Origin of the sequence: Rhodocista pekingensis (genome assembly GCF_042665545.1) — a bacterium.
Lineage (GTDB): Bacteria > Pseudomonadota > Alphaproteobacteria > Azospirillales > Azospirillaceae > Rhodocista > Rhodocista pekingensis.
This window is the reverse complement of the sequence record NZ_JBHTCM010000018.1, coordinates 45516-57687: the sequence shown is the minus strand read 5'-3', so window position 1 is coordinate 57687 and position 12172 is coordinate 45516. Positions and strand designations below refer to the sequence as shown.

General features: G+C 69.4%; 10 protein-coding genes and 1 tRNA gene. 7 read left to right on the top strand and 4 right to left on the bottom strand.

Annotation, left to right across the window (positions count from 1 at the left end):
• Nucleotides 1-3: 3 nt before the first annotated feature.
• From ACFQPS_RS15695 to gltB, 3 genes are read left to right on the top strand one after another with little or no spacing between them, the layout of a single operon-like run.
• The gene (locus ACFQPS_RS15695; RefSeq protein ID WP_377360162.1) at nt 4-282 is read left to right on the top strand and encodes a DUF2442 domain-containing protein; all 279 of its coding nucleotides are present in this window, start codon (nt 4-6) and stop codon (nt 280-282) included.
• 56 nt (nt 283-338) lie between these two features.
• On the top strand, nt 339-986 hold the full coding sequence (locus tag ACFQPS_RS15690) for a glutathione S-transferase family protein (protein ID WP_012568336.1): 648 nt from the start codon (nt 339-341) through the stop codon (nt 984-986).
• Between the two features lie 11 nt (nt 987-997).
• Nucleotides 998-5554 carry a glutamate synthase large subunit gene (gltB, locus tag ACFQPS_RS15685; RefSeq protein ID WP_377360161.1) on the top strand — a complete coding sequence of 1519 codons (4557 nt, stop codon included), beginning with the start codon at nt 998-1000 and terminating at the stop codon, nt 5552-5554.
• Between the two features lie 88 nt (nt 5555-5642).
• Here the strand turns inward: gltB and ACFQPS_RS15680 are convergent, their stop codons facing one another.
• Nucleotides 5643-7619 (bottom strand): hypothetical protein, encoded by a 1977-nt coding sequence (locus ACFQPS_RS15680; protein WP_377360160.1) that lies wholly within the window; start codon nt 7617-7619, stop codon nt 5643-5645.
• A 349-nt stretch (nt 7620-7968) separates the two neighbouring features.
• Between ACFQPS_RS15680 and ACFQPS_RS15675 the strand changes: the two genes are divergently transcribed.
• The 3 genes from ACFQPS_RS15675 to ACFQPS_RS15665 are packed head-to-tail and all read left to right on the top strand — an operon-like array spanning nt 7969 to nt 8901.
• Nucleotides 7969-8238, top strand: coding sequence for a BrnT family toxin (locus ACFQPS_RS15675; RefSeq protein WP_377360159.1), 270 nt, complete (start codon nt 7969-7971; stop codon nt 8236-8238).
• Nucleotides 8210-8506 carry a helix-turn-helix domain-containing protein gene (locus ACFQPS_RS15670; RefSeq protein WP_377360158.1) on the top strand — a complete coding sequence of 99 codons (297 nt, stop codon included), beginning with the start codon at nt 8210-8212 and terminating at the stop codon, nt 8504-8506. The genes ACFQPS_RS15675 and ACFQPS_RS15670 overlap by 29 nt, the downstream gene beginning before the upstream one ends.
• Entirely contained in the window at nt 8503-8901 is a 399-nt protein-coding gene (locus tag ACFQPS_RS15665; RefSeq protein ID WP_377360157.1) for a hypothetical protein, read from the top strand. The genes ACFQPS_RS15670 and ACFQPS_RS15665 overlap by 4 nt, the downstream gene beginning before the upstream one ends.
• Before the next feature lie 19 nt (nt 8902-8920).
• Here the strand turns inward: ACFQPS_RS15665 and ACFQPS_RS15660 are convergent.
• Nucleotides 8921-8995: transfer RNA gene (locus tag ACFQPS_RS15660), tRNA-Gln, on the bottom strand.
• Nucleotides 8996-9160: 165 nt separating this feature from the next.
• On the opposite strand from ACFQPS_RS15660, the gene ACFQPS_RS15655 reads away from it, so the two are divergent.
• A complete protein-coding gene (locus ACFQPS_RS15655; protein ID WP_377360156.1) occupies nt 9161-10315 on the top strand; it encodes a peptidoglycan-binding protein in 1155 nt (384 codons plus the stop codon).
• Between the two features lie 4 nt (nt 10316-10319).
• Here the strand turns inward: ACFQPS_RS15655 and ftsE are convergent, their stop codons facing one another.
• Both ftsE and ACFQPS_RS15645 read right to left on the bottom strand, forming a co-directional pair.
• Nucleotides 10320-11144 (bottom strand): cell division ATP-binding protein FtsE, encoded by an 825-nt coding sequence (gene ftsE / locus ACFQPS_RS15650; protein WP_377360155.1) that lies wholly within the window; start codon nt 11142-11144, stop codon nt 10320-10322.
• A gap of 115 nt (nt 11145-11259) precedes the next feature.
• Nucleotides 11260-12135: a hypothetical protein gene (locus ACFQPS_RS15645; RefSeq protein ID WP_377360154.1), complete on the bottom strand. Its 876-nt coding sequence runs from the start codon at nt 12133-12135 to the stop codon at nt 11260-11262.
• Nucleotides 12136-12172: the final 37 nt, after the last annotated feature.

The window sequence follows — 12172 nt, the reverse complement described above, 5'->3', positions numbered from 1 at the left end:
CCGATGCGCTTCATCCGCTCCGCGAAAGCCAACCCCGACTTCACCGTCACGGTCGAATGGGCCGAGGGGGGGAGCGATACCATCGACTTCACGCCGCTGATCCAGGGTCCCGCCCTGGCGCCGGTCCGCGATCCCGACTTCTTCGTGTCGAAGCTGGAGGTGGTGTTCGACGGCTATGCCATCGGCTGGCCGGAGGAGCTGCACTTCAGCGCCGACAGCCTCTGGTACCGGGCGCACCCCGACGACCTGAAGCGCGACTACCCCGACGTGGCCGCGGAGTGACGACGCCATGGGCCGCTTCCCTGTCGTCCCGCCACGTCCCCGCCAGGACCCTTGAGATGCTCCGGCTCTACGACAACCTCTCCTCCGGGAACGGCTACAAGGTGCGCTGGATGCTGGCGCAGCTCGGCCTGCCGCATGAGCGGGTGGAGCTGGACATTGACCGCGGCGACAGCCGCACGCCCCAGTTCCTGGCGGTCAACCCGAACGGCCGCGTCCCGGTGCTGCGGCTGGGGCCGGGCGACCATCTGGCCGAGTCCAACGCCATCCTGCGCTGGCTGGCCGAGGGCACGCCCTTCTGGCCGGACGGGCGGCGCGAGAAGGCGGCCGTGCTGCAATGGCTGTTCTGGGAGCAGTACAGCCACGAACCCAACGTCGCCACCGCCCGCTTCTGGATCACCCACCGCTTCGAGATGACGCCGGAGCGCGTCCATGCCCTGGTGCTGAAGCGGGAGCAGGGCTACGCCGCCCTGCGCCAGATGGAGGCGCACCTGATGCGCCACGACTGGATGGTGGGCGACCGCTGCACCATCGCCGACGTGGCGCTCTACGCCTACACCCATGTGGCCGAGGAGGGCGGGTTCGAGCTGGACCGCTTCCCGGCCGTGCTGCGCTGGCTGGACCGCTTCGCGGCGCAGCCCGGCCACATCCGCATCACCGACCCGACGGGCACGGACGTGCCCTTCGACCCTGACCTTCTTGCCTGACGGGGCCCGCCATGACCGACGACATCCGCAACGCCGGTGAGATCTTCGCGCGCGACTATGCGCGGAACCGAGCCCTGCTGGAGACGGAAGGGCAGATCGACACGGCCGAGCACGACGCCTGCGGCGTCGGCTTCATCGCCGCCCTGGACGGCGCCCCCCGCCGCGCCGTGGTGGAGCGCGCCATCGACGCGCTGCGCGCGCTCTGGCACCGCGGCGCGGTGGACGCCGACGGCAAGACCGGCGATGGCGCCGGCATCCATGTCCAGGTGCCGCAGTCCTTCTTCCGCGAGCATGTCGGCCGCACCGGCCATCCCGAGCCGGCGGGCCTGATCGCCGTGGGGCAGGTGTTCCTGCCGCGCACCGACCTGGAGGCGCAGGAGCGCTGCCGCTCCATCGTCGAGACCGAGATCCTGAAGTGGGGCTACACCATCTACGGCTGGCGCCAGGTCCCCATCAACATCGGGGTGATCGGGGAGAAGGCGAACGCCTCCCGGCCGGAGATCGAGCAGATCATGATCGGCACGCCGCGGCCGGTCGCCGCCGGCGGCAAGGAGGCCGACCAGCTCGAACGCGACCTCTACATCATCCGCCGCCGGATCGAGAAGGCGGTGATCGCGGAGCAGGTGACCGGCTTCTACATCTGTTCGCTGTCCGCCCGCTCGATCATCTACAAGGGCATGTTCCTGGCGGAGCAGCTCACCGCCTTCTATCCGGACCTGCTGGACCCGCGCTTCGAGTCCAACTTCGCCATCTACCACCAGCGCTATTCGACCAACACCTTCCCGACCTGGTGGCTGGCGCAGCCCTTCCGCACCCTCGCCCACAACGGCGAGATCAACACGCTGAAGGGCAACGTCAACTGGATGAAGGCGCACGAGACGCGGATGGACAACGAGATCCTCGGCCCGCATGTCGAGGACGTGAAGCCCGTCATCCCGGCCGGCGGCTCCGACAGCGCGGCCCTCGATTCCGTGTTCGAACTGCTGGTGAAGGCCGGCCGCTCCGCCCCCATGGCGAAGACCATGCTGGTGCCGGAGGCGTGGTCGCACACCGAGACCATGCCGAAGGAGCACCAGGACCTCTACAGCTACGTCAACGCGGTGATGGAGCCGTGGGACGGCCCGGCGGCGCTGGCCATCTATGACGGCCGCTGGGTCATGGGCGGCATGGACCGCAACGGCCTGCGCCCGATGCGCTACGTCGTCACCGGCGACGGGCTGCTGATCGCCGGCTCCGAGGCGGGCATGGTCAAGGTCAACGAACCGACGGTGGTGGAAAAGGGCCGGCTGGGGCCGGGCCAGATGATCGCCGTCGATCTGGCCGAGGGCCGGCTCTACAAGGACCGGGAGATCAAGGACAAGCTGGCGGCGCAGCGGCCCTACGGCACCTGGGTGAAGAACATCACCGTGCTGGACGATCTGGTGAAGCAGGCCCCCGTGGAGCCCGCGGAGCTGACCAAGGAGGAACTGCGCCGGCGCCAGACCACCTATGGCGTCACCCTGGAGGATCTGGAGACGATCCTGCATCCGATGGTGGAGGACGCAAAGGAGGCGATCGGCTCCATGGGCGACGACGGCCCGCTGGCCGTGCTGTCGGAGAAGTACCGCGGCCTGCACCATTACTTCCGGCAGAACTTCAGCCAGGTGACGAACCCGCCCATCGACAGCCTGCGCGAGCGCCGGGTCATGACCCTGCGCACCCGGCTGGGCAATCTGGGCAACATCCTGGAGGAGGATGCGAGCCAGACCCGCCTGCTCCAGCTCGACAGCCCGGTGCTGACGACAGCCGAATTCCGCGCCATGCGCGGCTACATGGGCGACACCGCGGCGGAGGTGGACTGCACCTTCGACGCCAAGGGCGGCGAGACGGCCCTGCGCGACGCCCTGCGCCGGGTCCGCCAGGAGGCGGAGGACGCGGTGCGCGGCGGCGCCACCCACGTCATCCTGACCGACGAGCGCATGGGGCCGGCGCGCGCCGCCATCCCCATGATCCTGGCGACCGGCGCGGTCCACACCCACCTGATCCGGCAGCAGCTCCGCACCTTCACCTCGCTGAACGTGCGCTCGGGCGAATGCCTGGACACCCATTACTTCGCCGTGCTGATCGGCGTCGGCGCCACCACGGTGAACGCCTATGTCGCGCAGGAGGGCATCGCCGACCGGCACCGCCGCGGCCTGTTCGGCGAGCTGACCCTGGAGCAGTGCCTGCAACGCTACAAGCAGGCGGTGAACGACGGCCTGCTGAAGATCATGTCCAAGATGGGCATCTCGGTCATCAGCAGCTACCGCGGCGGCCTGAACTTCGAGGCGGTCGGCCTGTCGCGCAGCCTGGTCGCGGACTTCTTCCCCGGCATGGTCAGCCGCATCAGCGGCATCGGCCTGATCGGCATCCAGGAGGAGGTGCTGGAGCAGCACAAGCTCGCCTGGGACGAGGAGGTCGTGGCCCTGCCGGTCGGCGGCTTCTACAAGTTCCGCAAGGGGGGCGACCGCCACGCCTGGGAGGGCGGGCTGATCCACACCTTGCAGACCGCCGTCGCCACCGACAGCTATTCCACCTTCAAGAAGTACTCCGACGGCATCCACAAGCGCCCGCCGCTGGCCCTGCGCGACCTGCTGGACTTCAAGCCGTCGCAGGGCGCCGTGCCGCTGGACGAGGTGGAGAGCATCACCAGCCTGCGCAAGCGGCTGGTGACGCCGGGCATGTCGCTGGGGGCGCTCAGCCCCGAGGCGCACGGCACCCTGAACGTCGCCATGAACCGGATCGGCGCCAAGTCCGATTCCGGCGAGGGCGGCGAGGACCCGGCGCGCTTCAAGCCCGACCGCAACGGCGACAACTGGAACAGCGCGATCAAGCAGGTCGCCTCGGGCCGCTTCGGCGTTACGGCCGAGTACCTGAACCAGTGCCGCGAGATCGAGATCAAGGTCGCGCAAGGGGCGAAGCCCGGCGAGGGCGGCCAGCTTCCCGGCTTCAAGGTGACGGAGCTGATCGCCCGGCTGCGCCATTCCACCCCTGGCGTCACCCTCATCAGCCCGCCGCCGCACCATGACATCTACTCCATCGAGGATCTGGCGCAGCTCATCTACGACCTGAAGCAGATCAACCCCGACGCCAAGGTCTGCGTGAAGCTGGTCGCCCGCTCGGGCATCGGCACGGTGGCCGCCGGCGTCGCCAAGGCCGGCGCCGACGTGATCCTGGTGTCCGGCCACAACGGCGGCACCGGCGCCTCGCCGCAGACCTCCATCAAGTTCGCCGGCGTGCCGTGGGAGATGGGCCTGTCGGAGGTGCAGCAGGTGCTGGTGCTGAACCGGCTGCGCCACCGCGTCGTGCTGCGCACCGACGGCGGGCTGAAGACCGGCCGCGACATCGTGATGGCCGCCATGCTGGGGGCGGAGGAGTTCGGCATCGGCACCGCCGCCCTGATCGCCATGGGCTGCATCATGGTGCGCCAGTGCCATTCCAACACCTGCCCGGTCGGCGTCTGCGTGCAGGACGAGACGCTGCGGCAGAAGTTCACCGGCACGCCGGAGAAGGTCGTCAACCTGTTCAGCTTCATCGCCGAGGAGGTGCGCGAGATCCTGGCCTCGCTGGGCTTCCGCAGCCTGACGGAGGTGATCGGCCGGACCGACCTGCTGCATCAGGTCAGCCGCGGCGCCGCCCACCTGGACGATCTGGACCTCAACCCGCTGCTGGCCCAGGCGGACCCGGGCGAATACGCCCGCTACTGCACCCTGGTCGGCCGCAACGAGGTGCCGGACACGCTGGACGCCCAGATGATCAAGGACGCCCGCGCCCTGTTCGAGGACGGCGAGAAGACCCAGCTCCAGTACAATGTGCAGAACACGCACCGGGCGATCGGCACGCGGCTCAGCGCCATGATCACCCGCAAGTTCGGCATGACCGGGCTCCAGCCGGGCCACGCCACGGTGCGGCTGCGCGGCTCCGCCGGCCAGTCGCTGGGCGCCTTCGCCGTGCAGGGGCTGAAGATCGAGGTGTTCGGCGACGCCAACGACTATGTCGGCAAGGGCCTGTCGGGCGGCACCATCGTCGTCCGACCGCTGACCGCCAGCCCGCTGAAGTCGAACGAGAACACCATCATCGGCAACACGGTGCTGTACGGCGCCACGGCGGGCAAGCTGTTCGCCGCGGGCCAGGCGGGCGAGCGCTTCGCCGTCCGCAACTCCGGCGCCGTCGTGGTGGTGGAAGGCTGCGGCTCCAACGGCTGCGAGTACATGACCGGCGGCACCGCCGTGATCCTGGGCAAGGTCGGCGACAACTTCGCCGCCGGCATGACCGGGGGCATGGCCTTCGTCTATGACGAGGCGGGCGGCTTCCCGAAGTCGGTCAACGGCGACAGCGTGATCTACCAGCGCCTCCAGGTCTCCTACTACGAGTCCCTGCTGAAGGAACTGATCGAGGAGCATGTGGCCGAGACGGGCAGCCGCTGGGCCAGCCGCCTGCTGAACGACTGGGAACTGGTGCGCGGCCGCTTCTGGCAGGTGGTGCCGAAGGAGATGCTGAACCGGCTCAAGGTCCCCGTCGTCCCGCCCCAGGCGCTGAGCGCCGAATAGGCGGCGGCCGGGGGCGGTCCCGCGCGCAGAGCTGCCCCGACGGAGCCCGGCCCCGGGCTCCGTCGGGCGGCGCTCCCTTCAAGGCCCGTTACTGCATGGCGTTGTGGAAGCAGAACAGCGCCAGCAGCAGCTCGTCCAGGCCATCAGAGCTGGCCCGGTCCCGCACCGTGCCGAAATAGTTGCCGAAGTCGAAGGCGGTGCCGTAGACGCAGCAGCCGCGGAAGTAGCCGGCCAGCATCGCCAGATCCTCCGGCTTGTCGGACAGGTGGGGGTCGGTGACGATCGCCGTCAGGGCGGTCAGGTCGGTGACTACCTTCTCCCTGCCGGGAATGACCGGATAGGGCGTATAGGTGGTCTTCACGGACAGGTACGGTTTCGCCAGCATCTGAACCAGATTGGCGGTATTCGCCCCTTCCAGGATCACCGGGAAGCGGCTGATCTGGACAAGGATCTGGAAGACGGGCTGCGGCAGGGCCGGGGGCGTGTGGAAGACCACGGGCGAGTCCCCGGGTCCCTCCAGGATCTCCATGAGGATGGCCAGGGCCTGGGGGTCCGTGAGGGCGACGGGCCGGCCGCCGCACTGCTCGACCACCGGGGCCACGTCCATCTTGGAGATCACCAGCGGCACCGCCGGCGCCGGAAGTGCCGTCCCCTTCCCGGCTGCCGCCAGCCCGGCCAGGATGTTCGTCAGGGCGACGGCCGGGTCCGGCGCCTGATGGATGCCGTAGACCGTCATGGGGCAGATCGCCCCCTTCCCTGCCCCCTTCGCCGCCGCGGCCATGAAGGCGTCCAGGAACGCCGCCACGCCCTTGTCGGCCAGCCCGCCCAGGATGGCGGCATAGTCCTGCGGCTCGATGGGGTCGATCAGATAGGCCGCCTCCAGCGGCAGCGGCAGCGGCCAGGGGGGCCGCCCGTCGGCGCAGAGGCAGCGCAGGTGCGGATACCAGCAGTAGGGTTCCAGCAGCATCAGGGCGGGGGTCCGCAGGATCTCCCGGCGGTAGGCATCCGTTTCCGGGAAGGAGCGTTCCGCCGCCGCGATCAGGCCCAGGCAGGGCGTCGCGGCGGGATCGGTATCGAACGCCGGCTTCGCCACGAAGCTCGTGTTCTTGCCGTACAGGGGATTGGTGGCGTAGCCGGGATCGAGCAGGGCCACCTTGTCCCGCACGCTGATCTCCGCCACGCTCTCGATCCGGACGGTGAAGTGGACCCGGGCCGGGTCCAGGGGCGGGTTGTCCAGCGGGCGGTTCCAGCCGGACTTCTGCCCCGCCGGGGTCGTGCCCTCGAACCTGGAACAGGCAGGCAGGTTGGTGAAGATCGCCTGGAGGAACGGCTTGTCGTAATGCTCCTCGCCGTTCGTGTTGTCGGTGAAGACGACCTCCACCTGCAACGGATCGGTGCCGGTCTTCGTCTGCACCCGGGTCGGGACCAGCCCCGCCGCCGCGGCGCAGGCTTTGGCGACGGCGGTGCAGCAGCCCGCATCGTCGTTGCCCCGCGGCGTGGCGAGGATCGCCAGCCCGGTCAGCTCGAAATGGTCCAGGGTCGGGTCCGGGTCGAGCAGGACCTCGATCGGCCCGGCATAGCCCAGCCGGCGCAGGTTCCGCAGCAGCAGCAGGCCGGCGGCCTGGTTGCCCAGGTTGGGGCCGACATCGACGCCGACACGGATCAGCTTCTGCGCCGTCAGCACGCCGGCCGCCACGGCGGCGATGTCGCCCGGCAGCTTCGGCACCAGGGGGGCGAGACCGACGGTCAGGACGATGGCCTTCTCCAGCGGGGCCGCCACCGCGTCCGACAGGTACGGCCCCGGCACGAATCTCTCGCCCGTGACGTAGTAGCCCGGCAGATTGAAGGAGAGCTTGAACTGCACCGCCGCGAAGGTGCCGCGGCCCAGCACGGCCGTCCCCTCCGCGTCCGTGGTGACGCTCGCCGGCGCAAGCTTCGCCGAAACCCCGCCCGGGATCAGGGTGAGCACGACGCCGGGCAGGGGCGCGCCGCTGAACTCGTCCACCAGACGGATGCGGATATCCGCCGCCCCCTCGGCGTTCATCACCACGACCGTGACCGGCACCCGTCCCTCCGTCCCCGCCGGGGGCGGAACACCCCCCAGGAAAGACGCGCGCCCGGCCCGGCTGTGACGGACCCCGCCTACACCCCGGCCCACTGGCGCAGGGCGGCCAGGGGGCGGCGGAAGAGGGACCGTCTTCGCGCGTCCCGAAGGCGCCCCTGCCGCTCCCGCGGGAGGCGAGCGACCGGCATCAAGGGCAGGGCATGATCGGGATGGCTGGGGTCCTGGAAGCTTATAGAACTTTTATGGTGTGCTCGCCTGAAATGATAGGTCGCTTCTGGATCCGGTGCAGACACCGATGAGCCGAAACCACCTTGCCGCATCACCGCTCCATATGTAAAATACACAGAGGATGGAAATCGAATTCGACACCGTCAAAGATGCCGCCAATCGGGAAAAGCATGGGCTTTCCTTGGCCTTCGGAGCGCGGATTTTCGATGATCCTGACGTCTTGATTTTATCGACGATCCGTAAGAAAGACGAAGAGGAACGTCACAAGGCCATCGGGATGGTTGATGGCAAACTTTATACCGCCGTGCATGTCTGGCGCGGGGATGCAGTGCGCTTCATTTCGGTGAGACGGAGTAACGACCGTGAAGAAAGGGCCTATCATAGCGATTGAAGCCGATACTTCCGATTCGGAAGATCGCCCAGTCAGCGCTGAGGGCCTTGAAAAAGCCCTGCAAGGGCGGCGCATCAGGCGTCTGCGGCAGCAGCTTGGTGTGAGCCAGTCGGAATTCGCGGAACGCTACGGCATTCCCGTGGCTAATCTCCGCCAATATGAAATCGGCCGCACCATGCCGCCCCCCGCCGTGCGGGCCTATCTCGCCGTCATCGAACAGGAACCCGAGACGACCGCTGCGGCGTATCGGAAGTCGCAGGCGGCGTGACGGAAATGGGATCACTTATCTCCATCCTGTCGGCTGCTGGCGTCGGCGGCATCGTCGGCGGCATCGTGACCAGTTTTCTTCAATCGTGGCTGTCGCGCCGGGCGGCGCTCGACGAACGGCGATTCCGGGAGAAGAAGGAAGCGTACGTCAATTTGCTGAATGCATTGCATCGGTCAGAGGTGGAGAGAACCCCTGAAGCCGCCTTGTATGTCGGTCATTGTCGAAATGTATGCGATCTCGTCGCATCGGCTGCCGCCCAACGCCACATTGACCAATTATTCGAGACCAATCCCTTGAGTGACGGCTCCCCGCACCCTCAGCGGTCAAAAGTGCAGGCGGACCTGAAGGTCGCCATGCGCGCCGATCTGGGAATCGCCGTACCCAAGGGGGAGTGATCGTATTTCAACGTGAAGTTGGCTGGGGCGCCAGGATTCGAACCTGGGAATGGCGGTACCAAAAACCGCTGCCTTACCGCTTGGCGACGCCCCATCCGCGGCGGGAGGCGGGGGTTATACCCGGACTCGCCGGTCCGCGCAACGGCCCGCGCATGTCACGGAAATCCGCCGCTGCCGGGGCATCGGCAGAGTGGCCACCGGGAGCATTCATGCTAGGGTGCGGTCGACCCGCCCCCCGCAATCGTGGAGTACGCCGGCAATGCGCCGGACTCTGGCCGTTCTGATCTGCACCCTGCTGGCCGCCGCCCCGGCCCTGCCCGCCCGGGCGGAGACGGCGACGAAACCGTCCGGTCCCGCCAAGCCCGTCCCGCCGGCCCGACCGGCGGTGGCGAAGCCCCAGAAGCCCCAGGCCGCGAAGACGGCCCCGGCGAAGCCGCAAAACAAGGCCGCGAAGCCACAGAACAAGGCCGCCGCGGCGAAGGCGGCGGGCAAGCCGGCGGCGAAGACCCTGGCGAAGAAGCGGACTGTCGCGGCAGCCCCGGCGGCGGTGGCGACCGCCGCGGCCCTGGCCGCCGCCGGGGCGAGACCCCTGCCGGGCGGCACCGACTCCGCCCTGCTGGGCCTTGAGGAGCGCGCCCGCGCCGGGGACGCGGCGGCGCAGCTCGAACTGGCGGACCGGCTCTCCTCCGGCTCGCTGGAGGGCGAGGCCGACCTGCCGCGCGCGCTCTACTGGTACGAGAAGGCCGCCGCGGCGGGCGAGGCGGACGCCTGCTGGTCGCTGGCCGCGCTGAACCGCGGCGGGCTGGGCCTGCCGGTGGACATGGACCGGGCGCTGGACTGGTACGTGAAGGCGGCCGAACTGGGCCATGCCGAGGCCATGTACGATCTGGGCCTGCTGTTCGCCGAAGGCGCGGCGGTGGAGCGCGACCCGGCGCTGGCGGCGCAGTGGTTCGAGCTGGCGGCCGACGCCGGGGTGGACCGGGCGCGCTTCATGCTCGGCATCCTCTACGAACAGGGGGTGGACGGCGCCCCCGACCTGGAAACGGCCGCCGCCTGGTACGCCCAGGCCGCCGCCGAGGGCGACAGCACCGCCGTGGCGGCCCTGAAGCGGCTGGCCGACGGCGGCCGCAATGTCGAGGTCGCGGCCGCCCTGCCGGCGCTGTCCCCCGCCGCGCTCGGAACCGGGGTGGCCGGCGACGGCGGCCCCCGGGCGCTGGACCGTGCCGGGGTGGCAGAGGTGCAGCGCCGGCTCAAGGCCCTGGGCTATCCCATGGGGCGGCCCGACGGGCTGACCGGACCGCGCACCGAAGCGGCCATCCGCGCCTTCCAGAAGGACCGCCGCCTGCCGGTGGACGGCCGCGCCACGGCGGCCCTGCTGGACCAGATCCGGGCCGCGGACGGCACCCGCTCCTGACCGGTCAGAACAACGGGTCCAGCCGGGGGTCCAGCCGGGGGTCCAGCCGGGGGTCCGGCCGGGAGTCCAGCGGGGCGGCCTGCGGGTCGGGCGGGTCCGACGGCGCGGCGGCGGGTCCGTCCGGCGGCGCTTCCGGCGCGGGCCGGCCGGCGCGGTCGGGCGAGAGCCACCACGACGCCTCCGCCAGCTTGCCTTCGTACAGTTCCAGCACCGGCTTCTGCAAACGGTCCACCAGATACATGTCGTGGGTGGCGACGACGACCGTGGTGCCCAGCTTGTTCAGCTCGATGAACAGCCGCATGATCTTGTGCGACATCTCGCGGTCGATGTTGCCGGTCGGCTCGTCCGCGACGATGAGCTGGGGGCTGGTGACGACGGCGCGCGCGATGGCGACGAGCTGCTTCTGACCGCCCGACAGCACCGGCGGCAGCAGGTGCATGCGGTCGCCCAGCCCGACCCAGGACAGCAGGTCGGTCACCGCCTCCTGGATGCGGCGGTCGGCCGTGCCGGCGATGCGCAGCGGCAGCGCCACATTGTCGAACACGGTCATGTGGTCGAGCAGGCGGAAGTCCTGGAAGACCACGCCGATGCGCCGGCGCAGCTCCGGCAGGGCGCCGCGCGGCAGCTTGGAAAGCTGCTGCCCGAACAGCGTGACCAGCCCGCGCGACGGCCGCTCGGACAGGGTCAGCAGCTTCAGCAGGCTGGACTTGCCGGCCCCGGTGGGGCCGGTCAGGAAATGGAAGGAGCCGGCCGCCAGCTCGAAGCTGATGTCGCGCAGCACCTCGGGCCCCGTCCCGTAGCGCAGGCCCACATTCTCGAACCGGACCAAGGTTCCACATCCCCCCGGAAACGCGCCGTCCCCGCCCCGGACCTGTCGGTGGACCGGTCAGCGGGCGGGGACGGCGGAACAGGTACGGCGGACGGGGTGTTCCGCGCCCGGCCGGTCAGTTGCTGCCGATGCCCAGGGGCTCCGGCTGCGGGCTGAACGGGGCGGCGGCCGGCGCACCGAACTGGCCGCCGAGCTGGGCACCGGGCATCAGGCCGGCACGCTCGAAGGCGGCCAGCGTCTCCGCCGCCCAGGCCTTGAGGTCGGTCAGCCCGCCATGGCCGGTCCAGACATCGATGCCGTAGCGCTTCTCCAGATCGACCTCGTTCAGCTTCAGCGCGTCGCGGACGGAGATGAACTCCTTCTCCAGCAGGCCCCAGATGTCCGACTCGCAGCGCTTCATCTGGATCAGGCCGACGCCCATGCCCTGGAACGCCTTGAGGCGCTTGAAGGCGGGATCGTTCTCATAGCGGCTGAAGCCGCCGGCGACCTCGTTCAGCACGACGAAGCGGCGCGCGAACGGCAGCCACTCGTTCTTGTCGAAGCTGTACTGCAACAGCGCGCGGGCATCCTCGATCGCCTGCGACTCCGCCTTGGTGGCGACGATCAGGTCGAGCGGGGCGGTGTTGCGGCGGCGCAGCAGGGCGCCGGCGTTGCGCGCCTCGGCCCAGGCGAACAGCTCGGCCGCCACGTTGGCGCCGACATCGATGACGAAGCCGCCGTCCAGGAGCGTGCGGCCGAACTCGTCCCAGTACTTGATGGCGAGGTTCGGATCGGTCGAGCTTTTGACCTTCGTCAGGTCCTCGCCGATGCCCAGCTCCTTCACGTTGGGGAACAGCCGGCCGAACTTGGAGCGCTGGTTGAGGGTGTCGCTGTCGGCGGCGGCCAGCTTCACCGGCACGCCCTTGATCTCGTGTTGCAGCGCCAGCATCTGGGCCACCAGGGTCTTGCCCTGTCCGCCCGTCTTCGCCATCGAAATGAATGTGCGGGTCATTCCTCGTGTCTCCTGCTCGCGTGCGGGCGGCTGTCCG